21 protein-coding genes and 1 tRNA gene are annotated in these 26510 nt (G+C 55.6%); 18 read left to right on the top strand and 4 right to left on the bottom strand.

Translation table 11 applies throughout. From position 1 onward, the window contains the following. Positions 1 to 83 precede the first annotated feature (83 nt). The gene (locus AC2T28_RS09600) at positions 84 to 869 is read left to right on the top strand and encodes an inositol monophosphatase family protein (RefSeq protein ID WP_486748750.1); all 786 of its coding nucleotides are present in this window, start codon (positions 84 to 86) and stop codon (positions 867 to 869) included. A 72-nt stretch (positions 870 to 941) separates the two neighbouring features. Here AC2T28_RS09600 and AC2T28_RS09595 read toward each other — a convergent pair whose 3' ends face one another. Together AC2T28_RS09595 and putA are read right to left on the bottom strand one after the other, a co-directional pair. Then, positions 942 to 1715: a rhomboid family intramembrane serine protease gene (locus tag AC2T28_RS09595; protein WP_486748749.1), complete on the bottom strand. Its 774-nt coding sequence runs from the start codon at positions 1713 to 1715 to the stop codon at positions 942 to 944. Positions 1716 to 1761: 46 nt separating this feature from the next. After that, positions 1762 to 5169, bottom strand: a complete 3408-nt coding sequence (gene putA / locus AC2T28_RS09590; protein WP_486748748.1) for a bifunctional proline dehydrogenase/L-glutamate gamma-semialdehyde dehydrogenase PutA — start codon at positions 5167 to 5169, stop codon at positions 1762 to 1764. Positions 5170 to 5289: 120 nt separating this feature from the next. Here putA and AC2T28_RS09585 point away from each other — a divergent pair, with 120 nt between their 5' ends. From AC2T28_RS09585 to AC2T28_RS09525, 13 genes are all read left to right on the top strand, one after another. Then, positions 5290 to 5760 (top strand): Lrp/AsnC family transcriptional regulator, encoded by a 471-nt coding sequence (locus AC2T28_RS09585; protein ID WP_486748747.1) that lies wholly within the window; start codon positions 5290 to 5292, stop codon positions 5758 to 5760. Positions 5761 to 5886: 126 nt separating this feature from the next. After that, a complete protein-coding gene (locus tag AC2T28_RS09580) occupies positions 5887 to 6429 on the top strand; it encodes a tetratricopeptide repeat protein (protein WP_486748746.1) in 543 nt (180 codons plus the stop codon). Between the two features lie 89 nt (positions 6430 to 6518). Further along, positions 6519 to 6604, top strand: a tRNA-Leu gene (locus tag AC2T28_RS09575). 767 nt (positions 6605 to 7371) lie between these two features. After that, entirely contained in the window at positions 7372 to 8388 is a 1017-nt protein-coding gene (locus AC2T28_RS09570) for a substrate-binding domain-containing protein (protein WP_486748745.1), read from the top strand. An 89-nt stretch (positions 8389 to 8477) separates the two neighbouring features. Further along, positions 8478 to 9998 carry a sugar ABC transporter ATP-binding protein gene (locus AC2T28_RS09565; RefSeq protein ID WP_167681816.1) on the top strand — a complete coding sequence of 507 codons (1521 nt, stop codon included), beginning with the start codon at positions 8478 to 8480 and terminating at the stop codon, positions 9996 to 9998. An 11-nt stretch (positions 9999 to 10009) separates the two neighbouring features. Beyond that, positions 10010 to 11008, top strand: coding sequence for an ABC transporter permease (locus AC2T28_RS09560; RefSeq protein ID WP_369410526.1), 999 nt, complete (start codon positions 10010 to 10012; stop codon positions 11006 to 11008). 14 nt (positions 11009 to 11022) lie between these two features. After that, positions 11023 to 12003: a sugar-binding transcriptional regulator gene (locus AC2T28_RS09555; protein ID WP_486748744.1), complete on the top strand. Its 981-nt coding sequence runs from the start codon at positions 11023 to 11025 to the stop codon at positions 12001 to 12003. Further along, complete coding sequence (locus tag AC2T28_RS09550; protein ID WP_486748743.1) at positions 11993 to 12988, top strand: aldo/keto reductase; 996 nt, start codon at positions 11993 to 11995, stop codon at positions 12986 to 12988. Before AC2T28_RS09555 ends, AC2T28_RS09550 begins: the two co-directional genes overlap by 11 nt. A gap of 60 nt (positions 12989 to 13048) precedes the next feature. Beyond that, positions 13049 to 14779, top strand: coding sequence for a glycerol-3-phosphate dehydrogenase/oxidase (locus tag AC2T28_RS09545; protein ID WP_486748742.1), 1731 nt, complete (start codon positions 13049 to 13051; stop codon positions 14777 to 14779). Beyond that, positions 14770 to 15612, top strand: a complete 843-nt coding sequence (locus AC2T28_RS09540) for a class I fructose-bisphosphate aldolase (protein WP_486748741.1) — start codon at positions 14770 to 14772, stop codon at positions 15610 to 15612. The genes AC2T28_RS09545 and AC2T28_RS09540 overlap by 10 nt, the downstream gene beginning before the upstream one ends. Further along, positions 15605 to 17101, top strand: coding sequence for an FGGY-family carbohydrate kinase (locus AC2T28_RS09535; protein ID WP_486748740.1), 1497 nt, complete (start codon positions 15605 to 15607; stop codon positions 17099 to 17101). Before AC2T28_RS09540 ends, AC2T28_RS09535 begins: the two co-directional genes overlap by 8 nt. A gap of 46 nt (positions 17102 to 17147) precedes the next feature. Beyond that, positions 17148 to 18158 (top strand): zinc-binding alcohol dehydrogenase family protein, encoded by a 1011-nt coding sequence (locus AC2T28_RS09530; protein WP_486748739.1) that lies wholly within the window; start codon positions 17148 to 17150, stop codon positions 18156 to 18158. Positions 18159 to 18181: 23 nt separating this feature from the next. Next, positions 18182 to 19798, top strand: coding sequence for a GMC family oxidoreductase (locus AC2T28_RS09525; protein ID WP_486748963.1), 1617 nt, complete (start codon positions 18182 to 18184; stop codon positions 19796 to 19798). Positions 19799 to 20037: 239 nt separating this feature from the next. On the opposite strand, the gene AC2T28_RS09520 is transcribed toward AC2T28_RS09525, so the two are convergent. Next, positions 20038 to 20451: an ester cyclase gene (locus AC2T28_RS09520; RefSeq protein WP_486748738.1), complete on the bottom strand. Its 414-nt coding sequence runs from the start codon at positions 20449 to 20451 to the stop codon at positions 20038 to 20040. 177 nt (positions 20452 to 20628) lie between these two features. Then, positions 20629 to 21705 carry a DUF2652 domain-containing protein gene (locus AC2T28_RS09515; protein ID WP_486748737.1) on the bottom strand — a complete coding sequence of 359 codons (1077 nt, stop codon included), beginning with the start codon at positions 21703 to 21705 and terminating at the stop codon, positions 20629 to 20631. 210 nt (positions 21706 to 21915) lie between these two features. Here AC2T28_RS09515 and AC2T28_RS09510 point away from each other — a divergent pair, with 210 nt between their 5' ends. The 4 genes from AC2T28_RS09510 to AC2T28_RS09495 all read left to right on the top strand — a co-directional run bounded on the left by AC2T28_RS09510 (position 21916) and on the right by AC2T28_RS09495 (position 26474). Continuing rightward, entirely contained in the window at positions 21916 to 22254 is a 339-nt protein-coding gene (locus AC2T28_RS09510; protein WP_486748736.1) for a glycine zipper family protein, read from the top strand. A 350-nt stretch (positions 22255 to 22604) separates the two neighbouring features. Beyond that, a complete protein-coding gene (locus AC2T28_RS09505) occupies positions 22605 to 23810 on the top strand; it encodes a methionine gamma-lyase (protein ID WP_486748735.1) in 1206 nt (401 codons plus the stop codon). A gap of 23 nt (positions 23811 to 23833) precedes the next feature. Next, positions 23834 to 26218, top strand: coding sequence for a 1-deoxy-D-xylulose-5-phosphate synthase N-terminal domain-containing protein (locus AC2T28_RS09500; protein ID WP_486748734.1), 2385 nt, complete (start codon positions 23834 to 23836; stop codon positions 26216 to 26218). A gap of 73 nt (positions 26219 to 26291) precedes the next feature. Continuing rightward, a complete protein-coding gene (locus tag AC2T28_RS09495) occupies positions 26292 to 26474 on the top strand; it encodes a hypothetical protein (RefSeq protein ID WP_486748733.1) in 183 nt (60 codons plus the stop codon). Positions 26475 to 26510 lie beyond the last annotated feature (36 nt).

Here is a 26510-nt window from a genome sequence, read left to right as displayed (position 1 = left end):
TGGGATTGCCCCTTGGCAAGGGAGGGAAGGCGGCGTATAGGCAGCTTTTGACCAACATCTCTGTGACCAGACAGGAGCCCGATATGATCGGCAGCGCGAATCTTAACATCATGCTCAAGGCCGCCCGCAAGGCTGGCAAGTCTTTGGTCAAGGATTTCCGTGAAGTGGAAAACCTGCAGGTGTCGGTGAAAGGCGCTGGGGACTTTGTGTCCAAGGCGGATATCGCGGCTGAGAAAATCCTGAAAGAAGAACTGCTGGGTGCGCGCCCAACCTATGGCTGGCTGGCTGAAGAGAGTGATGAGATTCCAGGACAGGATCCAACCCGGCGTTGGATTGTTGATCCGCTGGATGGCACCACAAACTTCCTGCACGGCCTGCCACACTGGGCAATCTCGATCGCGCTTGAGCACAAGGGCAAGATCGTTGCTGGCGTGATTTTTGATGCCGCCAAAGACGAGATGTATTTTGCCGAAAAAGGCACAGGCGCCTGGATGAACGAAAGCCGCATCCGCGCCTCCGGTCGGCACCGGATGATCGAGAGCATTTTTGCCACTGGTCTGCCTTTTGCTGGTCGCGCTGATCTGCCCGCGACATTGAAGGATCTGGCTCGACTGCTGCCTGCGACTGCAGGTGTGCGCCGTTGGGGGGCTGCGTCACTGGATATGGCTTACGTTGCGGCTGGCCGTTACGAGGGTTTCTGGGAACGCCGTTTGAAACCGTGGGATCTGGCTGCTGGTATCATTCTGGTGCAAGAGGCCGGCGGTCTGGTGCAGGGCATCGACCCCGAAGATAACATCGTTGAAGACGGCGAAATTATCTGCGCCAACGAGCCGATTTTTGAGACCTTTGCCAAAGTGATCCGCGGCTAACATCGCTAACAATTGAGTATCGAACGCGCGTCCGGGGTTCCTGACGCGCGTTTTTGTTTGCGCATTTAGATGCTATTCCCCATTTTTACCCCAAGGCGTCCGTGCTGTGCCTTTTCGCGGGATACGGGGTATACGGCTGGCGCTGTATGTTGTTTCGGGGTGGGGCGGGTGCCCCTGTGTTTTGCCCCAGAAATCCGGTCCTCCGCGTTTTAACCACAAAGGGATGGTCAACAGAAAGCCAACAGCGAAACCACCGGTGTGGGCCCAATAGGCGACACCGCCCTGACTACTGTCTGCATTGAGAGAGCCTAGGAATTGCATGCCAAGCCACACACCTAGCATCAGATAGGCAGGGATAGTGAAGATGCGGAAGAAGATGATAAGGATCAGCAAGATGTCGATACGCGCACGTGGGAACAGCAATAGGTAGCCCCCCATGACACCGGCAACTGCACCCGATGCGCCAATGGTTGGAATTTGCGACCAGGGGTTTGAAGCGACGTGGATCAACCCAGCCCCGATACCGCTGGCGAGGTAGAAAAACAGAAAGGGCAGGTGGCCCATTTCGTCTTCCATATTGTCGCCAAAGATCCACAGGAACAGCATATTGCCCACCAGATGCATAAAGCCGCCGTGTATAAACATAGAGCTAATAAGCGGCGAGAGGCGGCTGGAGCCGTCAATCTCGGTCGGGATGAGCGCATATGCGTCATAGAACCGCGCAAGTTCCACCTGAGTGTCAAAGGTGACAGAATAATAGCCAAAGGCCACAATGTTCAGTGCCATCAAAGTGTAGACGACGTAGGGGGTGCGGCCGGACGGATTGTGATCGCGTAAAGGAAACATAGGCCGACGCTGGGCCGAAAAAGACCCAGCGTCAAGAGGTTAAGCTTTACTCTTCACCACCAAGAAGAGCGGCGTTGCCGCCTGCCGCGGTGGTATCAACACAGACATGGCGCTCGCCAACCACGCGGGCGCGGTCTGGGTGACCGGGGATCATAGGGATAATCGGTCCGTCACGTTTGGCCAGGGCTTGCTCAATCGTCCGGCCTGTTTCTTCGTCACCCCACCACAGAACACCCGAGATACCCTGGATCTGTTTCAACTGCTCAGAGGACAGCATGCCGGTGGCTTGCATCACTGTGCCGCCATTTCGGACAACCTCTTTGATTTGAGCCGTCACAGTGTCTGGGCCAGGACCCATGCAAAGCAGCGGAGGACGTGCTTCTAGCGTAAGCCGGTTGCTCTCGCCAGTTGGGCCAGGCAGGCTTTGCGTGATTGGGCTGTCAGGGGAGCCGGTTGGGGTTGGCATATCGTCTTGGTTATGCCGCCAGTTGACGTCGCTGGCTTGGCGATCAGGGTCGCAGAACCGGGCCAGGTAGTTGGGGCCACCTGCTTTAGGACCGGTGCCCGACAAGCCTTCGCCGCCAAAGGGCTGGCTGCCAACCACCGCACCAATTTGGTTGCGGTTGACGTAGATGTTACCCGCCTCAATCCGGTCGGTGACATGTTGAACCCGGTCGTCAATTCGGCTGTGGAGGCCGAAGGTCAGCCCATAGCCAGTGGCGTTGATATCGTCGATCACCTGATCCAAGTGGCTGGCTTTAAAGCGGACGACGTGCAGAACTGGGCCAAAGATCTCTTTCTCTAGCGCCGCGATGCCCGAAATTTCGATCAAGGTCGGCGGAACAAAGGTGCCTTCGGTTGGGGCGGCGACCTGTTTCAGCAGGCGACCCTCGGAACGGGCTGTTTCAATATGCGCCAAGATACCTGCGCGTGCGGCCTCGTCAATGACGGGGCCACTGTCGGTGCTGAGCTGCCACGGGCTGCCAAGGCTTAGAATTTCCATAGCACCAGTCAACATGGTCAACACGTTGTCGGCAACATCATCCTGCACGTACAGACAACGCAGGGCCGAGCAACGCTGACCTGCGGATTGGAAAGCGCTTTCGACGATGGACTGCACGGCTTGTTCGGGCAGGGCAGTGCTGTCGACAATCATCGCGTTCAGACCGCCGGTTTCTGCAATCAACGGAGTGCCAGGGCGCAGGTTATCAGCCATGGAGGCGCGGATTTTCAGTGCGGTTGCAGTGGAACCGGTAAAGGCCACGCCATTCACACGGGCATCCGAGGTCAGAGCAGCCCCAACTGCACCACCACCGGGGAGCAGTTGAAGGGCCGAGCGGGGGACACCCGCCTCATGCATCAGCGAAACTGCGCGATAGGCAATAAGTGGGGTTTGTTCTGCTGGTTTGGCCAGAACGGCGTTGCCGGTTGCCAGCGCAGCAGCAATTTGTCCCGAGAAGATGGCCAGCGGAAAGTTCCACGGCGAGATGCATGTATACACGCCTGCGGGTTTACCTTCGGCCGGAATACGGGCGGCGTAATAGCGCAGAAAGTCTACGGCTTCGCGTAGTTCGGAAAGACAGTCGGGCAGGGTTTTTCCAGCTTCTCGAGCGAGTAGCGCAAACAACTCCCCAAAGTTTTCTTCATATAGATCAGCGGCTTTGTTCAATGCCGCAGCGCGAACCTCGGCAGGCGCGTCCCATGAAGTGGCAACTGTCAAAGCCGCTGCGGTGTCTGCCTCGCTAGCGGTAGTCACTTGACCTACCGATGTGAGGTCACTGGGGTTGGTGACATCTTCGGGGTCTCGTGGTGCGGCGTCCTGAGCGAGCAGCGGGGCAGCGTTCCAGCTGTGAGTGATCCACGGCGCGCGGGCCTGTTCAATGTGCTCCAGTGATGGCGCATGGGCCAGATCGAACCCTTTTGAATTGATGCGCTCAGGCGCAAACAGCTCTGGGCCAGTGGCAATAGTGCGGCTGACGTCTGCAATCATGTCAAACGGATCAGCGGCAACAACATCGGGCGAGACGTCTTCGTCGACGATCTGGTTCACGAATGAGCTGTTGGCTCCATTTTCCAGCAGGCGGCGTACCAAATAGGCTAGCAAATCATGGTGGGCGCCGACGGGTGCGTAGATGCGGCAGTTGGTTTTGTTCTGCTCCAACACCATCTGGTGCAGGGTTTCACCCATGCCGTGCAGGCGCTGGAACTCATACGGTTGACCATCTTGCGCCATGTGCAGAATGGCGCTGACGGTATGGGCGTTGTGGGTGGCGAACTGCGGATAGATACGATCTGTCATGCCCAGTAGCTTGCGGGCGTTTGCGATGTAAGACACGTCGGTCAATGGCTTAGAAGTAAATACCGGAAAACCGTCGATGCCCATTTCCTGCGCACGTTTGATCTCGGTATCCCAATAGGCGCCCTTGACCAGTCGCACCATGATCTTGCGGTCATGGCGTTCGGCAATATCGTACAGCGCATCCAGTGCCAGCCCAGCACGGGGGCCATAGGCCTGAACCACAACGCCAAAACCATCCCAGCCGGCCAGTGCGGGGGACGCCAACACGGTCTCGATCACCTCCAGCGACAGCGACAAGCGGTCGGCTTCTTCGGCGTCCACGTTCAGCCCCATGCCTGCGGCCTTAGCCAGCAGCGCCAGCGCCCGCAAGCGTGGCACCAGCTGTTCCATCACGCTGGTCTCTTGCGCCAACTCATAGCGTGGATGCAGCGCTGACAGCTTGACCGAAATACCTGGGTTTTCACGGATGTCATCGCTGGTGCAGCCATCCGCAATTGCGGATATTGCGCGGGAATAGCTCAGGTGATAGCGGGCTGCATCAGCCTCGGTGCGAGCAGCTTCGCCCAGCATGTCGTAAGAATAGGTATAACCTTTGGCTTCCATGCCGCTGGCGCGCTTCATGGCACCTTCGATGCTTTCCCCCAGCACAAATTGTCGGCCCATTTCCTTCATGGCACGACTAACGGCGGTGCGGATAACAGGCTCACCCATGCGCTTGATCGCACCGCGCAAGGCACCAACCGGGCTGCGCTCTTCGTCCAGCACCTTACCGGTCAGCATCAGTGCCCAGGTTGAGGCGTTGACCAGAGACGAGGATGACTTACCCAGGTGCTTGCCCCAATTTGATGGCGCGATTTTGTCTTCGATCAGCGCGTCGATGGTCTCGGCATCAGGCACCCGCAACAACGCCTCGGCCAGACACATCAAGGCGACGCCTTCGTCGGTGGACAGGCCGTACTCGGCCAGGAACACTTCCATCAATCCAGGGGCCGAATGCCCGCGGATGTCGCGCACCAGAGCGGCTGCATTAGAACAGATGCGAGCGCGGTCATCGTCGGACAGGGCGGCCGTTACCACCAACTGATCACGAACATCGGCCTGATCGGTATAGGTCATCGCGTCGATGGTGTGGCGAAGGGAAGTGGTGTGTGCCATCAGCGGGTCTCCAGTAACTCGGGTGTTTCAGTAAGGTTACTGACAATTCTGCGGGACATTCGCCTGAATATTTGAAATTATAGGGTGATCGTGTCGAAAATAGAGGGAATGGCAGTGCAAATGAACTCTTCAAAGCTGGATCAGTTTGATCAGGCGATTCTGAACGTTTTAGGTGGCGAGGGGCGGATATCGATTGCAGATTTGGCGCGCCGGATTGGCCTGTCGAAATCGCCCACACAAACGCGCCTGAAACGGTTAGAGGCGGAGGGGATCATTACCGGATATCGCGCCCTTGTAGACCCGATCCAGTTGGGGCTGGACCACGTTGCATTTGTCGAGGTGCGATTGAATGATACCAGAGAAACTGCGTTGAAGGCTTTCAATGCCGCTGTTGCCAAGGTGCCCGAGATTGAAGAGGCACACATGATTGCGTCAAACTTTGACTATCTCTTGAAAATTCGCACGCGGTCGATGGTGGCCTATCGTATGGTGTTGGCTGAAAAAATCTCGACCCTTCCGCATGTGTCATCAACATCAACCTATGTTGCAATGCAGGCCGTCAAAGAAGAAGGGGCGATTGCCTCCCTGTGATTGGCGCAACACCACCGCACGCTCAGTTGACTTGATAGTGACAATTCGCGGTGCAGATTATTATCTATGTTTGCAATGACGTCATGGCCAGCCGCCCCCCGCTTAGCGCTGTTGTGCTCTGTCTTGATGCTGCCTGCGAAGCACACGTGGGCCCAAGACTGTCCGCAGCCCCCGGATCACTCTGCCTTGCTGGAACAACTGATCGAACAGGTTCAGCAGGCACCAGATGAAGTTTCCGCTCTGAACTCGTTTCATCAGATGTGGGAGTATTGGGCGGATGCGCCGAATGAGCAAGCGCAGCAAGTTCTAGATAGGGGGATGTCGAGGCGGTCAACCTATGACTTTGCTGGCGCAATAGAGGACTTTGATACTCTAACGGCGTATTGTCCGACCTATGCCGAAGGCTACAATCAACGGGCTTTTGTCCACTTTATAAAAGAAGACTACGAATCGGCACTGACGGATCTGAACCGAGCACTTGAGCTGTCACCCAGACACGTCGCTGCATTAAGCGGGCGTGCGTTGGCATTATTCGGCCTGTCACGCACTGACGAAGCACGCGAGGCACTCAAAGCGGCCTTGGCGCTGAACCCTTGGTTGCCCGAACGGTCCCTGCTGGCTCCGGGCGGTCCTCTAGCACCGGTTCCGGTCGAAGAGATTGAGTTGTGAGAAAAATTTACAAGTCGCCATAAAACCGATTGTCCCCAGCGCAGAGCAAGGCTAGACCTGAACGGGTGATTTGCCTTGGCAGATCGCGCGCGGGCGTGATGGAATGGTAGACATACCAGACTTAAAATCTGAGGGGCGTATGCCCGTGTGGGTTCGAGTCCCACCGCCCGCACCACTTCCGCTCTTTAGTGAATTGTTTTTTAGCGGTTTTTTTGAAAAAGTATTCTACCCGCCACCTAGCCCGCCATCTGGACTTTGCTAGGCTGCCAGTCTTCAATGAGGCTTTTGAGCTTACATATTTTGGTCAATATGCAACCGCCCTCGTCTTGGACTGAAAGTGCGGAACTAGCTGCAGGATGGCTTCGTCACAGACTGCTGGGTAAATTTCTGCACCGAGGCTTACTGTTATGTCGTTAGTGTTTGGAACTTCTGTTAGGGCGAAAAGTGAGGTGTTCGGTCCGGCGGCAGTCTTCCCAACTTGGAATATGATGAAATACTGCGCAATAAATCGCCAGTTGTAGTGTACAGCTTGGTTGGTTCTTGAAACTGGCAGTGTAGCTAGCACTGAAGGTTGGCACTCTGACATGCATCTGCTTATCTCGGTCGAAACAACTCAGACAAGACATTAGACGAAGTCTTCGGGCAAGTGGTTGGAACCAATCAGAGATGGAACATTTTGAATTCGGGCCAAGGCAATCCCCATTGAGTAAGGTCAGCTTCGGTGGTTTCATGAATAGTGACTTTGTTTTGTGTTGCTCCTTGGTGTGAAATTTATTTCATCGATTGCGATTTTTTTACAGAGCCGTTGACCCGTCCCAACTTGGCTTTTACCCATCAGTGGTGAAGTTTCTTGCGGTATGTGAAATAAATACCGAAGTCCGGCGCATCCGTGCCATCGTGAAAAGAACCTTCAATTCAGATGCTCTAGGGAGGAGTAAGATGATGAAGCATAAAGTTACTGGAATTCTGGCGTCTCTCGCCATGACGGCCTCGGTTATTTCCGTTACCTCGGCACAGGCCGAAGGTGGATTGCGCTGTGAACCGGGAGAGACATATATCATGAACGTCATGGTCTCGGGACACCCCTATTGGGTTCCGGTCTACCAGGGGTTCAAGCAGGCCGCCGAGGCCTTTGGCTGTGAGACTGTGTTCTCGGGCACTCCGGATTACGACATCACCAAGCAGATCGCGTCGTTTGAACAGGATATGGTCAAACAACCGGCCGGCATTCTGGTGCATCCGATGCAGTCGGATCCGTTCATCGAACCGATCGACCGCGCAATCGACAGTGGTACTGAGGTTGCAACCTTTGCCGCGGATTCACCCAAGTCAAAGCGGACAGCCTATATCACGTCGGACAACCTGGCCGAGGCCAAGTTCGCCGCAGAAGAGATCGTGAGCCAGATTGGCGACAGTGCTGAATTTGCGGTGTTGGAAAACCCGGGTCAGTCAAACCACGATCTGCGGGTTACTGCGCTTCTATCCTATATGGAAAAGCACTATCCAAACATGAAGCTGGTCGGTCGTCAGGCCACCAATCAGGACAGCACCGCTGCCTACCGCGCCACCGCATCTATCTTGCAAGCCAACCCAAATCTGGGCGCTTTGTGGATCCCTGAAGCGGGCTCTGCAGAGGGTGCAGTCGCAGCCATTCTGGAAGCTAAGGCCGAAGTTCTGGTGATGCATGCCGATATTACTCCAACCACTCTGGAGCATATCAAAGCGGGCAACATCCACATGGCGTTGAACCCGAACCAGGCTATGCAGGGGTTCATGGGTTTCATGTCCACCTTCCTGGCAGCGCATTCAGAAGTCTTTGATCCGTTCAACGACTACAAGACCTCGGGCTACAACCCGATGCAGATCCCCTTTGTTGACAACGGGTTCTCCGTCATCACCAAGGCGAATGCAGATAGCTTTGATCTGAATGTTTACATGGACGGTCGCGATCCTAGCTGATTGCTAACCTGACCATTCTTGGCGGGCCGCTTGCCCAAATATGCAGCGGCCTGCCAATTTCTGAAACCCAACCAGACTGAACCCTGACCATGCCAGACGACGTGATCCTCAGAATTTCAAATGTCAGCAAATCCTTTGGCGCCATTCGCGCGCTTCGGGGTGTTGATTTTGAACTGCGTCGCGGTGAAATCCATGCATTGGCGGGCGAAAACGGGGCAGGGAAGTCCACCCTGATGAATGTCATCGACGGCATTCTAAAACCGGACAGCGGAGAGATTGTCTGGGATGGGAAACCTGTCCGGATCAGTTCTCCGACCAAGGCGCAGAAGCTGGGCATCGGATTTGTGCATCAAGAGATTGCGCTATGCCCGGATGTGTCTGTGGCTGAAAACATATACATGTCGACCACCAATATTAGTCGGTCGTTCCTGATGGATTACAAAGGTCTGGAAGCCAAGGCACGCAATGTGTTCCGGCAGTTGAGCGACATTGATCCATCTGTTCTGGTGCGAGACCTATCGATTTCGAACCAGCAGTTGGTTGAGATCGCCAAGGCGCTGACGCTGGATTGTAAGGTTTTGATCCTTGATGAGCCCACTGCGGCGCTGACCGAGAAAGAGGCGCAGGTGCTGTTTGGTATCATGCGGCGGCTGGCCGACAGTGGCATAGCTATCATCTACATCTCGCACCGTATGGTCGAGATTTTTGACAACTGTGATCGGGTAACGGTGTTCCGCGATGGTCAGTACATCACCACGTGCAATGTCGATGAAATTGAACCCGCCGATGTGGTGAACGCCATGGTTGGCCGGGTGATCGAGAACCTGTATCCGGACAAGCAGGCGCTGGCAGATAAATCAGAAGACATAATCCTCGATGTGCAGGGGCTGACGGATAACAAACGATTCAGCGATGTCTCGTTCCAGCTGAAAAAGGGTGAGATCCTCGGCATTGCCGGGTTGATCGGCTCTGGGCGCAGCGAGATCGTCAAAGGCATTTGCCGGTTGGACGGGGATGTTTCCGGAGACGTTAGCCTGAATGGCGAGCCGCTTGATCTGAAACATTATCAAGACAGTATTGCCGCTGGGATGGTCTATCTGTCCGAAGATCGAAAAGGCGATGGTATCTTTCTGGATATGCCGATCTCTAACAATGTGTCCGCCCTGAAACTGGAACAGGTGGCCAGTCCGTTGGGGCTGATCAATCGCGAGTTAGAGGACGGGCAAGCCGAAAGACTGGGCAACAAGCTGAACCTGAAATGCGGTCAGCTGTCAGACTCAGTTTCGTCGCTGTCGGGTGGCAATCAGCAAAAGGTCGCAATTGCCAAGATGCTGTCGGTGAACCCCAAACTCATCTTCTTGGATGAACCCACGCGCGGCGTTGACGTCGGCGCCAAGGCTGAAATCCACCGCATCCTGCGCGATCTGGCCCGCAGTGGCGTGGGCATCGTGGTGATCTCGTCTGAACTGCCCGAGCTGATCGGGGTTAGCGACCGGGTACTGGTGGTCCGCGAGGGACGCATCGGCGGGGTGGTCGAGGGCGACATGATTACCGAAGAAAACATTATGCATCTGGCTTCGGGCCTGGATGCCCAAGAACTGATGGCCTGAGGGAGAGCAAGGTGGACAACTCGATGGAAATAGCAGCTCCGGCACCCGCAGAGCCAACGACCAGTACGTTGCACAAACTGCTGCGGATGCGCGAAACCGGGTTGATTGCGATCATTCTGGTGATGTTTGTGATTATGTCCTTTGCCTCGCCCTATTTCCTGACCTGGGTGAATATGCGGGCCATGGTGATGGCCTTTGCGGTCGAGGGCATTGTGGTGGTTGGAATGACCATCTTGCTGATTTCGGGCGGGATCGACCTGTCGGTTGGCTCGGTCACCGCACTGTCGATGGTGATTGCTGGTTGGCTATTCCTGCAGGGTATTGACCCCTGGGTGGCCTCGGCCATTGCGATTGCGGCCTGTACCGCCATTGGGGCCTTTATGGGGTTCTTTGTCACCAGAGTTGGGCTGCATCACTTCATTGTATCACTGGCGATTATGGTGATCGCACGGGGGGCCTGTTTGCTGGGCACTGGCGGGCGACCGCTGGGGCTGTACACGCTGCCGCCTGAATTCAAATTCATTGGTCAGGGCACAATCGGGCCAATCCCGCTGGTGATTATCATCTTCCTGGTTGTGGTACTGGTGTTCGATTTCATGCTGCGCCGTACCACCGTGTTTCGCAAAGTTTTCTATACGGGCAGCAATGAAAAGGCCGCAGCCTATTCCGGTATCCGCACCAAGAAAGTGATCTTTCTGACCACCACACTGTGCTCGGCGCTAGCTGGGTTTGCAGGCATTATCTACATGGCACGGTTTGGTTCGGCGCAGCCCACCTTTGGGTTGGGGATGGAACTGAACGTGATCGCTGCAGCGGTAATTGGTGGCGCCAGCCTGACCGGTGGGTCCGGGACCATCTTTGGCGCCATCCTTGGTGTGGTGCTGCTGTCTGTAGTCTCCAGCTCGCTGGCTCTGTTGGATGTGTCGGTCTACTGGCAGGACATCATTCGCGGCTCGATCTTGTTGGCGGCGGTGTCGGTTGACCACTACCTGCACAAGAAACGCGGATAGGGGAGGGCAGAGAAATGTCAGAACGTATCCCAGATTTCGAACTCTCGCGGCAGATCCACACCGTGTTGGTGCTTCATTTCGTCGAAGGCCTAAAGCAGTCAGAGATTGCTAAACGGTTGAACCTGTCAACGTCCAAGGTGAACCGGTTGATTGCGCAGGGGCGCAAGCAGGGCATGGTCAAGATTGATGTCACAAGCCCGTTCCAGCGACTGGCAGATTTGGAAAACCGCTTGGTCGGGGCAACTGCGCTTAATGGCGCGATGGTTACACCAACAGTGTCGGGCAATCCGAACACCACGCTGCAACAGGTTGGTCGGGCCGCTGCAAATATGCTGCTGGAAACTGTCCGCGATGGTGATGTCATTGCGATCACCGGCGGTAAGGCGGTGAGTGCCGTGGTCGAGAACCTGTCACCTGAGCGTAACATAGACGTGACTGTTGTGCCGCTGACCGGCGGGGTTCAGGGCAAGTTCTATACGGATGTGAACCATCTTGCGACGCAAATGGCCGAACGGCTGGGTGGTACACCGATGCTGATCCACGCGCCGCTGTTTGCCGAAAGCCGTAACCAGAGGGATATGCTCAAAGGCATGGCTTCGACCAAAGAAGTGTTCGATCTGGCGCGCAGTGCCAATGTGGCGCTGGTCGGTGTGGGTTCCGTCGAGCCGAGCGGGTCCAGCTATTACGATCTGAACCCAGTGCCCGAAGCAGACCGCAAGATGCTGGTCGGCATGGGTGTTGCCGCTGAATTCATGGCGCATTTGATCGGCGAAAACGGGCGTCTTGCTGAATATGAACTGAACTCGCGTCTGGTGGCACTGGACCCGAGCGAGCTGGAAGCCTGCCGCACCGTGATCGGTATTGCCGCCGGGGAACAGAAAACACGGCCCATACGGGCAGTCCTTAATGGAAATTTCCTGGATTCACTGGTCCTGGACGAAGAGACCGTCAACGCGGTGCTAGAGACTATGGAAAGGTCAAAACATGTCGCATGAAATGCTAACACGCCCAATTGGGGCATCCGGGATCGAAGCCTCGGTGATTGGTCTGGGCACATGGGCCATTGGCGGCTGGATGTGGGGCGGCACTGACGAAGCGCAGTCGATCGAGGCTATTCATACGGCCGTAGACGAAGGTGTCACCCTGATCGACACTGCGCCTGCTTATGGTCAGGGACTGGCAGAAGAGATTGTCGGCAAAGCCTTGGTTGGGCGCCGTGATAAGGTTGTTTTGGCAACCAAATGTGGGCTGGTCTGGCATAGCCAGCAGGGCAATCACTTCTTTGATTATGACGGTCAGCCAGTGCACCGCTATCTAGGTAAAGATGCGATCATCTACGAGGTTGAGCAAAGCCTGACACGGCTGAAAACCGACTATATTGACCACTACATCACCCATTGGCAGGATCCGACTACCCCCATCGCCGAAACGATGGAGGCGCTGGAAGCCCTGAAGCAACAGGGCAAGATCCGCTCGATTGGGGCCAGCAACACCAGCGCAGATGATGTGGCTGCCTATGTTGCAGCGGGGCAGCTGGATGCAATCCAAGAAGAATACAGCATGGTCAAACGTGACATCGAGACCTCGCTACTGCCGCTCTGTGCGGAACACGGTGTTTCGGCGCTAAGTTATTCGTCGCTGGCACTGGGTCTGCTAAGTGGCAAGGTTGGACCGGACCGGGAATTCTCGGGCGATGATCAGCGCAAGGACAACCCGCGGTTTTCAATGGCAAACCGGCAAAAGATTGCGGCGCTGATGGTAGAGATCGCACCTGTTGCCGATGCCCATAACGCAACCTTGGCGCAGACGGTGATTGCCTGGACTGTGCAGCAACCCGGCATCACCTTTTCACTCTGCGGTGCCCGCAACGCAGACCAGGCCCGCGAGAATGCCGCTGCAGGACGCATCAGACTTTCACAACAGGACATCGAGCTTATTACCGCCGCCGCCGGGACTCATTTGACCAACCTCGACGGCTAACCAGAACTGAAAACCGACAACAAGAAAACGTCAGAGGCTACTCTGGCGAACGGAGAAGTTATGTCTGTGCAACGACGCAACAGCTTTCAGCGCATCCGCGATAACGGTGCCTTTGACGTCATCGTCATTGGCGGCGGTATCAATGGGCTGGGCGTCTACCGCGAACTGGCCCTGCAAGGGCTGCGGGTATTGCTGGTCGAGCGGAATGATTTCTGTTCGGGCTGTAGCGCGGCTCCGTCACGGATGATCCACGGAGGGCTGCGGTATCTGGAAAATGGCGAGTTTGATCTGGTACGCGAGTCACTGGCGGAACGGGATGCGCTGTTGCGCAACGCACCGCATATGGTGCGACCACTGCCAACCACGATCCCGATCACCTCTCTGTTCTCTGGCTTGTTTAATGCGGCGACCAGTTTCTTTGGCGGCTCGGGCAAGCCGTCGAACCGCGGTGCTTTGCCGATCAAGGCCGGTTTGACCCTATATGATTTGGTGACCCGCAAACGCCGGATCTTGCCGAAGCATAAGTTTCGCAGCGCCAAATCGACCTGGAGGCAGTGGCCAAACCTGACACGCAAGCTGCTGTTCTCGGCGACCTATTACGACGCCTGGATTTCACACCCAGAACGGTTAGGGCTGGAGCTGATTATAGACACCGAAAAGCTGGCACCGGATTCAATTGCAGTAAATTATGCTGAATTGAACCCAAAGGACGGGACGTTTTTGGTAACTGACCGAGAAGCGGGTGACCAATTCCCGGTGACGGCGCGGGCAGTGGTGAATGCGTCGGGGGCCTGGTTGGACGAGGTGATTGCGCAGCTATCCCCAACAGAGACCAAACCAACACCACTGGTGTCTGGCACCAAGGGGTCGCATCTGATCCTGGACAACCCGGCGCTGCTGAAGGCGTTGGATGGTCACATGATGTACTTTGAAAATACTGATGGCCGGGTTTGTATTGTATTTCCTTATCTGGGCAAGGTGCTGGCTGGCTCGACCGATATCCGGGTGACCGCAGCCTCGCGGACCCGCTGCGAGCCAGAGGAAATGGACTATATCCTGACGTCACTGCGTTTGATCTTTCCGCAGGTCCCGGTGAGCGAGGACGAGGTTATGTTTAGCTACAGTGGTATCCGGCCACTGCCGTCGAGCGATCATGATTTCACCGGTCGCATTTCACGCGGACATTTCACCCAAAAGATCGACGGCACGGTGCCGCAGTTCTGCATGGTCGGGGGCAAGTGGACGACGTTTCGCGCCTTTGCGCAACAGACAACGGACGAAGTGCTGGCCGAGTTGAGTAAGCCTCGCAAGCAGGATACAATTGACCTGCCCATCGGTGGTGGAGCTGATTTCCCGGCGGGCGATGGTGCGATGGCGCGGGCGCTGATGGTGGAGTTCTCACTGGCGGCAAACAGGGCCGAGCATCTGGTGCAGGTTTATGGCACCCGATCACGTGAGCTTATGCGATATAGCGTTGCCAGTGGCGATGATCAGACGCTGACGCAGGACTGTCACTATACGGCTGCAGAAATCAGGTTTCTGGTGCAACGGGAACATGTTGTGCACCTGTCCGACATCGTGCTTCGGCGCACAGATCTGGCCATTACGGGCCGGTTAAGCCTGCCCCTGATTGATGCCATCGCTGACCTGATGGCGCAGGACCTGGATTGGAGCCAAGATCAGTTGGTGGCCGAGCGGGCAACGTTGTTGAATGAGTTGGAAAAATTCCACGGTGTCTTGCTGTCAGAGCAAGAGCCGAATGCAAAATCAAGGAGAATGGAATGCGTGTAAGTACCAAAGCCCGCATGAACCGGATGTTCACCAATGGTGGCTGTCTGGATGTCGCGATTGATCACGGGGTCTGCAATGAACCCAGTTTTATGGTCGGGCTAGAGGACATGGGCGGTGTGGTGAACACTTTGATTGATGCCCGCCCGGATGCAATTCAGATGGCCTATGGTCAGGCTGATTTGCTGCAAGCCCGGCCCGAGAAAGACAAACCAGCGCTGGTGATGCGGATCGACATGGGCAACCCCTATAACGATCAGCGCCATCGGGTGATGTGGTCGCTGCTGCAAAATGCGGAAGAGCCGATTATCGGCGCGCTGGAAATGGATGCCGCTGCGGTGGTGGTCAACCTGTTCATGTTACCGGACGAGCCTGACCTGTTCCGCCAATGTGTCGAGAACATCTCAAAAGTGCGGGCTGCCTGTGAAAAATACGGCATGCCATTGATGATCGAGCCGCTGGTGATGCTGCCCAATGACATTCGCGGGGGCTATCAGGTGGATGGCAATGCCGACAAGATTGTCACTCTGACCCGGCTGGCCAGCGAAATGGGCGCGGACATCATTAAGGCCGATCCGACCGAGCACGCAGAGGATTTCCACCGCGTGGTTGAGGCTGCTCGGGTGCCTGTGTTGGTGCGGGGCGGCGGCAAGGAAAACCTGAAAACCGTGCTGATGAAATCAGCGGCGCTGATGGGGCAGGGCGCCAAAGGCATGGTCTATGGTCGCAATATCTATCAGCATGACAATCCTAAAGCGGTGGTCGCCTCACTGATGGCGATGATCCACGATGGCGCCAGTGGCGACGAAGCATGGGATATTTATAATCGTGAGTGATCAACAGACATATCTGCTGGGGCTGGATGCAGGCAACACTGTGATCAAGGCAGTGTTGTTTGATCTGCAGGGACGTCAGGTCGCGATGCATGCGCTGGATGGGCAATCCTCGACGCCGCAGCCGGGATATGTTGAGCGTGACCTGAACGAGTTGTGGGCCAATGCCAAAACGGCAATCCGTAGCTGTATTGATGCCGCCGGTATCGAGCCAAGCCAGATTGCAGCTGTTGGCTGTGCTGGTCATGGCAACGGGCTGTATCTGGTGGATCGCGATGGCGAACCACTGATTGGCATTCAGTCGCTAGACACCCGTGCGGCGGATTTAGCGACGGAACTGGCCGAGGCACACGGTGATGCTCTGCATGAGATTTGCCTGCAAAAACCTTGGCCCTCGCAAACGCCTGTGTTGCTGGCATGGATCAAACGGCACCGCCCTGAAATCTATGCGCAGGTTGGATCTGTGATGCTGTGCAAGGATTTCATCAACTTCAAACTGACAGGTCTTCGCACAAGCGACATTTCGGACATGTCAGGCTGTGGGCTGCTGCGAATGCCAGACTGCGTTTATGATGACGATCTGCTGGCGCTATATGGGCTGGAAGATGCACGCCCTATGTTGCCCTGGTTGTTTGATCCCGCGGATGTTGCGGGCACGGTCAGCGCCCAATCTGCCGAGGCCACAGGATTGGCGGAAGGTACACGCGTGGTGGGCGGGTATTTTGACGTGGTCTCTAGCGCGATGGGATCTGGCGTGGTTGAGGCAGAACAAGCCTCGATCATCTGTGGCACCTGGAGCATCAATCAGGTGTTTTCATCAGCGCCTGTGGTCGATCCGGGAGTGTTCATGGTTGCCGGTTTTGGTCGCGCTCGATTTGTGAATATTGAGGCCAGCGCCACCTCGGCAGCCAATCTGGAATGGTATGTTCGTGAGTTCATAGAACGCGGCGAACACCATGACGACCCGTTTGGATACTGCAACGTAAAGGTGGCAGAGGTCACGCCTGCGGCAGACGATCCGTACTTTCACCCCTTCCTATATGGGTCGGGGCGGGGGGCTGAATATCGCGCTGGGTTCTATGGCATTGCTGGCTGGCATGGCGAAGGCCACATGCTGCGCGCCCTGTTTGAGGGCGTGATGTTCGAACATCGCCGCCATATCGAAGTGCTGCGCAGTGCAGGGGTTGAGTTCAACTCAGCCGTGCTGTCCGGCGGTGGGTCCCGCAGTCCGGTCTGGCCACAGATGTTTGCTGACGGGCTAGGCGTACCTGTGACGGTCGCCGAAGCTCAGGAAACCGGTGCCTTAGGGGCTGCCATCGGCGCAGGCCTGGGGGCTGGGCTGTTTGCAAATTACGAGGCTGGCATCGCGGCAATGACCCGCAGTCGTGCCGCGTTCATGCCGGATGCCGGGATGCAGTCCCATTATGACAAACGCTACAGCCGCTATCTGCAGTTAAGCGAAGCCATGAAACCACTGTGGGCCCAGTCCTGACACGAACCAGTCCTGATACCAAGTTTTACAAGTAAGGAGTACAGCCATGCGCGCTGTTGGATTTTTGAACTCACTACCAATCGATGCCGCCGAGAGCCTGTTCGATGTGGATCTGCCGGATCCAAAACCCGAAGTGAATGATCTGTTGGTCGAGATCGAGGCCGTCTCGGTCAATCCGGCAGATGCAAAGCGGCGCATACGCACCGCGGTAGACGCACCACATGAGACACCGTTTATCCTTGGCTATGATGCGGTGGGCATCGTGGTCGAATGCGGAGCCAACGTGACCGGTTTCAAACCGGGCGACCGGGTGTGGTACGCAGGTGATGCAAATCGCCCCGGTTCTTACGCGTCGTTGCAATGTGTTGATCACCGCATCGCTGCCCATGCACCCAAAAATGTTTCACCCGAGGCGGCAGCGTCTTTGCCGCTGGTTTCTCTCACCGCTTGGGAAATCCTGTTTGAGCGGCTGCAAATACCACAGGGCGAAACACCGTTTTCGCTGCTGATCATTGGTGGCGCTGGCGGTGTTGGGTCAATCACCGCGCAGATTGCTCGAAAATTGACCAATGCAACAGTGATCGCCACAGCCTCGCGGCCTGAAACGGCCAAGTGGTGCCGTCAAATGGGGGCTCATCATGTGGTGAACCACCGCGATCTGGTCAAGGATATGAAGCAGGCCGGGCTTCATCAAGCAGGCTATATCGTGCAATACGCTGACACCGCCCAGCACTGGGATGCCATGTGTGAACTCATCGCTCCTCAGGGCCGGATCGGTACTATTGTTGAAACCTCAGAAAAGCTGGATGTCTCGGCGCTGCAAGGAAAATCTGCTGCGTTGATGTGGGAGCTGATGTTCACACGCTCATTGTTTGGGACGTCGGATATGTACAAGCAGGGACAGATATTGGCGCGGATGGCGCGGATGGTTGATGACGGGACTATTGCCACAACGGAAACTAAGGTCCTGCATGGATTGTCTTCGGACACCTTGAAAGAGGCCCACCAGATCATCGAAGGCGCTGCCATGATCGGCAAACTCGTGATCAAATACTAACCTCAAGACCCGGATCAATGACTATGGCGCAGGCGCAGCCCCTTGATGGGCAATATGACTATATTATCGTAGGGGCTGGCACCGCCGGCTGCGTGTTGGCCAATCGGCTAAGCGAAGATCCCACCACGCGGGTTCTGTTGTTAGAGGCCGGGGGTAAGGATAATTACCACTGGGTGCATATCCCAGTGGGGTATCTGTATTGCATCGGTAACCCACGCACCGACTGGATGATGAAAACCGCGCCTGAACCGGGGTTGAACGGACGCAGTTTGGTTTATCCGCGTGGTAAGGTATTGGGAGGCTGCTCGTCAGTTAATGGCATGATCTATATGCGTGGCCAGTCCACGGATTATGACCATTGGCGTCAGCTGGGTAATGTTGGCTGGGCCTGGGACGATGTACTGCCATATTTCCTTAAGTCCGAGGACCACCACGGCGGCAGCACTGATCTGCATAGGTCAGGTGGAGAATGGAAGGTCTCAAAGCAGCGATTAGAATGGGACATTCTGCGGGCGGTGCAAGAGGGGGCTAAGGAGTTCAACGTCCTGCCGCGCAAAGACTTTAACGATGGCAGTAACGAGGGCAGCGGCTTTTTTGAGGTCAACCAGAACAATGGCGTGCGCTGGAACACTGCTAAGGGTTTTCTACGTCCGGCAATGAAACGGCCCAACCTGCGTGTGATCACTAAGGCAGAGACTGAACGGCTTGTGATTGAAAATCACCGCGTCACCGGCGTTCTGTTCCGCCACAAGGGCAAGTTGCTGCAAGCCAATGCCAGTGCTGAGGTGCTGTTGGCCGCTGGTGCAATCAACTCACCCAAGGTGCTGGAACTGTCAGGCATCGGCAATCCAGACTTGCTGAGGGGGCTGGGGCTGGATGTGGAGCATAATTTGCCCGCAGTGGGAGAGAACCTGCAAGACCATCTGCAAATCCGCACTGTGTTCAAGGTAGAGAACGCCAAGACGCTGAACACGATGGCCAACAGTCTGTTTGGTAAGGCGAAGATTGCGATGCAATACGCGCTAAACCAAAGCGGTCCCATGTCGATGGCGCCCAGTCAGTTTGGTATGTTTACCAAATCGGATCCGTCGCTTGAGATGCCCGATCTGGAATACCACGTACAACCGCTGTCCACTGATAAACTGGGTGATCCGTTGCATCCGTTTCCAGCTATCACTGTGTCAGTGTGTAATCTGCGTCCTGAAAGCGTCGGTGATTGTCATATATCCAGCGCCCAAACGGGCACCCAGCCTAATATCCGCCTGAACTACCTGTCGGCGGAAAAAGACAGGCGCATTGCAGTGCAATCCATAAAACAGGCCCGTCAAATTATGACGGCAAAGGCGCTGCAACCCCACCTGCCACAAGAGATCCTGCCCGGCCCAGAGATCCAAACCGACGAGGAAATTCTGCAGCAAGCCGGTAATATTGCCACCACCATTTTCCACCCTGTCGGAACCTGTAGAATGGGCAGTGATGATCAGTCGGTGGTGGATCCGCAGTTGCGCCTACGCGGGCTTGACGGGTTGCGCATCGTTGATGCCTCGGTGATGCCAAAAATCGTTTCAGGCAATACGGCGTCTCCCGTGGTGATGATCGCCGAAAAAGCCGCCGACATGGTCCGTCATGAAGCTGGATAGTGGAGCTAAAACGCTGCCATAACACTGGAGTTTCTATAGCTAGATATCCGTAAAGGAGAACTTGGTGCGCAGGTCAGTGCGGATAAATATCCCTGCCGATCCAGTGGTGTCTGTCGGCACCCAAATGTGCAAACGGCCCTCACTCCCGGATCAGTTTTTGGCGGAACAGGGCAAATATGCGCGAGCCTTCTAAACAGCTGAAATCACTCGGCTGCCCGTTGTTTTTCTCAATGCGCTTGTTACGCCCACCCGAGCTGTTTCAGAGAGTGGCCATCATTCCAGATCTTGGTCATGTGTTTAATCTTGTCACCATCAAAATCCATCACATAAACATAATCGGCAGAGACTGACTTGCCCGTTGGCGCACCCGACCCAGCATCAACGGTATGGGTTCCGTGGAACACTGCCGCAGCTGTCACATTGCCTCGCTCATCGTCCACGGCAAAGGACTTTAGTTCGTAGTGACCATCGGGAATGGGAGTAAGCAAGCCTTTCATCCAATCTGCGTAATCCGCAAGCGTCGATACATCAGCTAGAGCATCTGCCTGTGCAGAGAAAGTTGCGCCATCATGGCACCACTGTTTGCAACTGTCCCAGCCTTTTCCAGTTTCACAGGCGTCAAAAAAGTCCCAGGCGGTTTGTTTGATTGTCATGATGTCCTCCGGTCTGAATAAACCGTCATTATGCGGTTTGATCGCGTTAAGGTAGCGCGCTTCAATCGGTTCGCCAGACAACATGGCGGAGATGCAATTTTGGGCCCTAAACCCTGCCGGTCTGACAAGAGCGAGAGGAACATGAACATCTGCTTAGGTGAGCTCATGCCCTTCCATCTACTTCACTTTGCTAAGCATGACCTCCATTTCATCAAAGCAAATTGGCCAGAACTCAGATAGAAAACCCACCGCCTCCTGTTCTGAAACCTCGGACCTGTTGCCATCGGCATCATATGCCTGACCAATGGTGTAGCGAAAATCGGTTCCAGTTTCGGTGGGTCTCAGACTGTAAGTCTCAGGCATGCTGATGCCCTCGCGTCCTGGATCGTGGATGCGGGTGGAGAAATACTCAAAGGGCTCCCAATCAGTGACCCAATACCGGAAATCAGCGGCCTGATGAGCACAATGATACCTTGAACCGGCGCCAATACGCCCCTTGGGACGATCAACCGTTACTGAAATCATTCCATCCATCCAGCGTTGTTTGAGTTCCGGGGCGGTCAGGGCGTCCCAGACTGCGACAATCGGCAGATCAAAATGGCGTCGGTAGGTCCAGACACCATCCTTTTCGTCCAAGAAAAAATGTTCGCAGCCGGCCCGGAAACTCTTCCAGGCTTTGGCCAAGTCATAAACCTGCATACTCACCTCACCGAAATGCTCGAAGGGTTGGGAGTAAGGGACCAGTGCGGCTTTGATCTCCATAGCGTTCACCGCCGCGTCACTGAACAGGGCGTAACTGCGGATGCCTGTGACAGTGCTCACATCGGTCTTTGTCATTCGATGAACCAATATCACATCCGCGCCCGAGATGTCTTTCATGGGGCCAACTTGCATCTCGTCGAATTCCCCGTGGTGGGCAATGATCTTCAGGTCCAACCCATTTACGTTGGCGCAGGCCTGGCAGGTGCAGATGGTGTTGGCGATGATGTTTTGCCGACGGGTTGCAAAAGCATTGTAGAGATTCTCACAGGTAGCCAAAAAGGTCTCGCCGGTGGGAAACCCCTGCTGGGTCGAATAGGCCAGTATTGCGTCACCTTCCATTTTCCAGAACTGCAGCGGTTCACCGACTTGTTCAACCATGGCACTCAGCAGTGATTGCAGGATTGGATTGGCATGCTCAAGTTCCGACGAAGTCAGAAACTGGGTGTAGCCTGAAATATCTGCGATCAATAAATATCCGGTGTGAGTGGTCATCAAATTGCATCCTCAAGCGATTGGCGCACTGCAGGTCTTACCTGAGGAAATGAACTGAATTGAAAGGAAGGAAAGGCCAGTATTTGCTGACAGAGCGAACCATTGCTTCGCGCTGGACTTTCCAAGATGTTTAGGAAACCCTGTTGGCAGTTCGTTTAATCAGTAGGGCCTGCTATGTATTGTCTTCGAAACATATCTGTTTTTTCCGTCGTGGTCCTAACTGCAGCCTGTGACAATTCAGGGGCGAACTACACTCCGGTCATAGATAATACGAGCAACCCAAACTACACCAATGACTTGGCCGAATGCCAAAGACTTGCGGCGTCAGGGGCCACGGTTGATGGACGATTGGTTGGTACTGCCGCAACTGGCGCGGTGGTCGCTGGCGCCTCATCGGTGATCTGGGAGGGGAACAGTAGCAATGCTGGTGAAGCGGCGGCAATAGGGGCGTTGGCGGGGTTAACGTCTGGTGCAATCCGTAAGAACGCTGAGCGCGAAAATATAGTGAAAAACTGTATGCGCGGACGAGGCTATAACGTCTTGGGCTAGACCCTTTTCGCAGCTTATCTCGGTGACAGGGCGTTGAGAGAAACACTGTTTGTCCCAACTGATGGTCAAAGCCTTCGTTAGGTGATCGTAATACGCTACATTCCGTGGTTGTTTCAGCAATGGGCGAGCATATCGATGAAGTGTGTTGCTGCTGCCTAAACAACTTTGTTCTGTGAATGGAGCGCAGGGTGGCATCTTTCGCGCCCGATTGACCTGATTTGCAAGGTGAATGATCTGAATGGGCGTACTGATTGGCATATGCTGCCAGTATTTTGGGATATTGTGGCATAATTGGCAATAATTTTTCGAACCGCGGGCCTATGCTTTCCAAAAGAATTCAGGAGAGACACATGCGCAACCAGTCCAGCAGCTTTGCAACCCGAGCCATTCATCACGGTTATGATCCGATGGAGAACGAGGGGTCTTTGGTCCCACCGTTACACCTGACATCGACCTTTGTTTTTGAAACGGCCGAAGCTGGCGGGGAAATGTTTGCTGGTGATCGTGAAGGACACATCTACTCGCGTATTTCTAACCCGACTTGCGCTTTGCTCGAGGCTCGCATTGCCGAGCTGGAAGGCGCAGAAGCCGGGTTGGCGCTGGCATCCGGCATGGGTGCAATCACCTCGGCAATCTGGACACTGGTTGCCCCCGGTGACGAGGTTATTCTGGATAAGACCCTGTATGGCTGCACCTTCTCGTTCATGCAGCATGGTTTGGCGAAGTTCGGGGTTACTGTAACCCATGTCGATCTGACCAACCCGGAAAATCTGCGCGCTGCGATGAGTGACAAGACTAAGGTTGTCTATTTCGAGACACCCGCCAACCCGAACATGCGTTTGGTAGATATCCGTGCAATTTCCGAGATTGCTCACCAAGGCGACGCCAAGGTGATTGTCGATAACACCTATGCAACACCTTATCTGACCCGCCCGATTGAGCTGGGCGCGGATTTGGCCCTGCACTCGGCCACCAAATACCTGGGCGGCCATGGCGACGTTGTTGCAGGCCTGCTGGTCGGCAGTGCCGAGCTGGTCTCGGAAATTCGCTTGTACGGTATGAAGGACATGACTGGCGCAGTGATGGCGCCGTTCAACGCGATGTTGATCCTGCGTGGTTTGAAAACCCTTGAGCTGCGGATGGATCGTCATTGCTCCAGTGCCCGGACCATTGCGGAAATGCTGGAAATGGCCCCAGGGGTTCAAAAAGTATGGTACCCAGGGCTTGAGAGTTTTGAACAGCATGATTTGGCTAAACGTCAGATGGCGCAGTTTGGTGGCATGATCGCTTTTGAACTAGAAGGCGGGCTGGATGCTGGCCGTGCCATGATGAACAAGCTGGAACTGATCACCCGCGCAGTGTCGCTGGGCGATGCGGAAACACTGATCCAGCACCCGGCCAGCATGACCCATTCCACCTATACCCCTGAAGAGCGAGCCGAGCATGGCATCAGCGAAGGCTTGGTGCGTTTGTCTGTTGGTTTGGAAGGTGTCGATGACATCCTTGCTGATTTGCGTCAGGCCTTGCCACAAACACCAATGTCCAAAGCGGCCTAAGCAGAACTAAAGGGGGGAGAGGCATGTCCGATCAAAACGCACATCTGAAAACCATCGAACAGCGGCTGCTGTGGCTGTCGCATTGGATGGTCCATAACGCCAACCATATCCGTCCTAAAGAGGACGGGATCAAGATTGGTGGGCATCAGGCGTCATCGGCGTCGATCGTGTCGATCATGACCGCACTGTATTTCTCGGCGCTGCGGCCCGAGGATCGGGTTGCGGTTAAACCGCATGCCTCTCCGATCTTTCACGCGATCCAGTACTTGATGGGCAACCAGACCCGCGAAAAAATGGAGAATTTTCGCAGTTTTGGTGGTGTTCAAAGTTACCCATCGCGGACCAAGGATATCGACGATGTGGATTTTTCCACCGGGTCGGTTGGGCTTGGTGTTGCAATCACCTCATTTGCGTCGATTGTGCAGGACTACATTCAGGCCAAGTCCTGGGGAAAAGAACAGGCTCTAGGCCGGATGGTTGCCTTGGTGGGTGACGCTGAACTGGACGAAGGCAACATATATGAAGCTCTGCAAGAGGGCTGGAAAAACGATCTGCGCAATTGCTGGTGGATTATCGACTATAACCGCCAGTCGCTGGACGGTGTGGTGCGAGAAGGCTTGTTCAAGCGGATTGAACAGATCTTTGACGCCTTTGGCTGGGACGTTGTGCGGGTGAAATACGGTGCGTTGCAACGCGCGGCCTTTGCCGAACCCGGTGGCGAGGCGTTGCGGGACTGGATCGACAATTGCCCGAACCAGGAATACTCGGCGCTGACCTTTATGGGCGGCGCAGTCTGGCGCAAACGCCTGCTGGATGATCTGGGCGATCAGGGTGACGTCACAGCGCTGATCGAGCGTCGTTCAGACGAACAGCTGGCTGCGCTGATGGAAAACCTCGGCGGCAACTGCGTCGACACCATGGCCGAGACCTTTGCCGCCATCGACCACGACCGCCCAACCTGTTTCCTGGCCTATACGGTCAAGGGCTGGGGCACGCCGATTGCAGGTCACAAGGACAACCACGGTGGTCTGATGAACAAAACCCAGATGGCTGCTTGGCAGTCCCATATGGGTGTGTCCGAAGGGCAAGAGTGGGAGCCCTTTGCCACCGTTGATGACCCGGCCGCGCTGCAAGGCTTCCTTGATCAGGCACCTTTCTTTGCCAAGGGCCGCCGCCGATATAATGATGATGTTTTACCGGTTCCGCCCGTATCGATTAGTGCCGAGCGAGACATCTCGACCCAGGCTGCATTTGGTAAGGTTCTGGATGACCTGTCCAAAGGCGATTCCGAACTGGCACAGCGTATTGTGACAACGTCACCCGATGTGACGGGCACCACGAACCTTGGCGCATGGGTCAATCGGCGCAAGCTGTTTGCGCGCAAAGCACAGGCCGACGCCTTTATCGATAACCGGATACCGTCAACAGCCAAATGGGAGTTTACCCCCAGCGGCCAACATATCGAACTAGGCATCGCCGAGATGAACCTGTTCTTGCTGTTGGGCGCAGCTGGACTGTCGCACAGCCTGTTCGGCAAGCGGTTGATCCCAATTGGCACGGTCTATGACCCCTTTGTCTGCCGTGGCTTGGATGCGTTGAACTATGCCTGTTATCAGGATGCGCGCTTCATGATCGTTGGCACCCCGTCTGGCGTGACACTTGCCCCCGAGGGCGGTGCGCACCAGTCGATTGGCACGCCACTGATCGGTATGAGCCAGGATGGGCTGGCAGCTTTTGAACCCGCCTTTGCGGATGAGCTGGCGGTGATCATGGAATGGGCGTTCGACTATCTTCAGCGAGACGGTGAGGGCGACCCTTGCGAGCGCACATGGCTGCGGGATGAAACCGGTGGGTCTGTGTACCTGCGCCTGTCTACCAACCCGGTCGAGCAGCCCGGCCAACGTGTTGATGATGACTTCCGACAGGGGGCCATTGACGGCGCATATTGGTTGCGTAAGCCTGGGCCAAACTGCGAGGCAGTGATCGCCTATCAGGGGGCAGTTGCGCCTGAGGCAATCAAGGCTGCGGGAATTGTTGGTGAGGGCCGCCGTGACATTGGTGTTCTGGCCGTGACATCGGCGGATCGCTTGAACGCTGGCTGGACCGCAGCGCAACGTGCGCGGTCAAACGGAAACCCGGCGGCAGAGTCCCATGTGGAAACCCTGCTCAAGGACCTGCCGCGTCATTGCAAGATCGTCACCGTGATCGACGGCCATCCGGCTACCCTGTCTTGGTTGGGCGGCGTTCATGGGCATCAAACGGTGTCTCATGGCGTTGAACACTTTGGTCAGACCGGGACGATTGGCGATCTCTACCGTCATTTCCGTATTGATGCGCAATCGCTGGTTCGCTCGGTTAGCGAGCTGATAGATGGTCGGAAAATACCCTATATTGCAGCGGCGTCTTGATCGCGATCAAAGTAGCTTAAGCGGCGCGGGGCTATCTGTTGGTCAGGATATGATCAACAGATAGGAGAGGCCAATGTTGCGCCTTGCGATGATACTTTATTCCCTGATTGCCACCAGCCTGGCCGGCATGGGCGTAATCGCGGTTTTGGTGGTTGGGCTTGTTTCAGTACCGGCCATATTTGGGGCTGCAGCAGTGGGCGCAATGCTGGCCCTTCCAGTGTCTTGGCTGGTTGCGCGTCAGATCGTAAACGCCTGAGCATAGTCAGGTCATGGCAAATGAAAAAGGGCGGGG

Source organism: Parasedimentitalea nitratireducens (assembly GCF_057444295.1).
The sequence above is the reverse complement of the archived record's forward strand: the minus strand, read 5'-3'. Positions and strand labels throughout refer to the sequence as shown.

Bases quoted from the DNA above. Each gene is read 5' to 3' on its own strand.
- AC2T28_RS09600 (WP_486748750.1), top strand. From the start codon at position 84: ATGATCGGCAGCGCGAATCTTAACATCATGCTCAAGGCCGCCCGCAAG.
- AC2T28_RS09595 (WP_486748749.1), bottom strand. From the start codon at position 1,715: ATGTTTCCTTTACGCGATCACAATCCGTCCGGCCGCACCCCCTACGTC.
- putA (WP_486748748.1), bottom strand. From the start codon at position 5,169: ATGGCACACACCACTTCCCTTCGCCACACCATCGACGCGATGACCTAT.
- AC2T28_RS09585 (WP_486748747.1), top strand. From the start codon at position 5,290: ATGAACTCTTCAAAGCTGGATCAGTTTGATCAGGCGATTCTGAACGTT.
- AC2T28_RS09580 (WP_486748746.1), top strand. From the start codon at position 5,887: ATGCTGCCTGCGAAGCACACGTGGGCCCAAGACTGTCCGCAGCCCCCG.
- AC2T28_RS09570 (WP_486748745.1), top strand. From the start codon at position 7,372: ATGAAGCATAAAGTTACTGGAATTCTGGCGTCTCTCGCCATGACGGCC.
- AC2T28_RS09565 (WP_167681816.1), top strand. From the start codon at position 8,478: ATGCCAGACGACGTGATCCTCAGAATTTCAAATGTCAGCAAATCCTTT.
- AC2T28_RS09555 (WP_486748744.1), top strand. From the start codon at position 11,023: ATGTCAGAACGTATCCCAGATTTCGAACTCTCGCGGCAGATCCACACC.
- AC2T28_RS09550 (WP_486748743.1), top strand. From the start codon at position 11,993: ATGTCGCATGAAATGCTAACACGCCCAATTGGGGCATCCGGGATCGAA.
- AC2T28_RS09545 (WP_486748742.1), top strand. From the start codon at position 13,049: ATGTCTGTGCAACGACGCAACAGCTTTCAGCGCATCCGCGATAACGGT.
- AC2T28_RS09540 (WP_486748741.1), top strand. From the start codon at position 14,770: ATGCGTGTAAGTACCAAAGCCCGCATGAACCGGATGTTCACCAATGGT.
- AC2T28_RS09530 (WP_486748739.1), top strand. From the start codon at position 17,148: ATGCGCGCTGTTGGATTTTTGAACTCACTACCAATCGATGCCGCCGAG.
- AC2T28_RS09525 (WP_486748963.1), top strand. From the start codon at position 18,182: ATGGCGCAGGCGCAGCCCCTTGATGGGCAATATGACTATATTATCGTA.
- AC2T28_RS09520 (WP_486748738.1), bottom strand. From the start codon at position 20,451: ATGACAATCAAACAAACCGCCTGGGACTTTTTTGACGCCTGTGAAACT.
- AC2T28_RS09515 (WP_486748737.1), bottom strand. From the start codon at position 21,705: ATGACCACTCACACCGGATATTTATTGATCGCAGATATTTCAGGCTAC.
- AC2T28_RS09505 (WP_486748735.1), top strand. From the start codon at position 22,605: ATGCGCAACCAGTCCAGCAGCTTTGCAACCCGAGCCATTCATCACGGT.
- AC2T28_RS09500 (WP_486748734.1), top strand. From the start codon at position 23,834: ATGTCCGATCAAAACGCACATCTGAAAACCATCGAACAGCGGCTGCTG.
- AC2T28_RS09495 (WP_486748733.1), top strand. From the start codon at position 26,292: ATGTTGCGCCTTGCGATGATACTTTATTCCCTGATTGCCACCAGCCTG.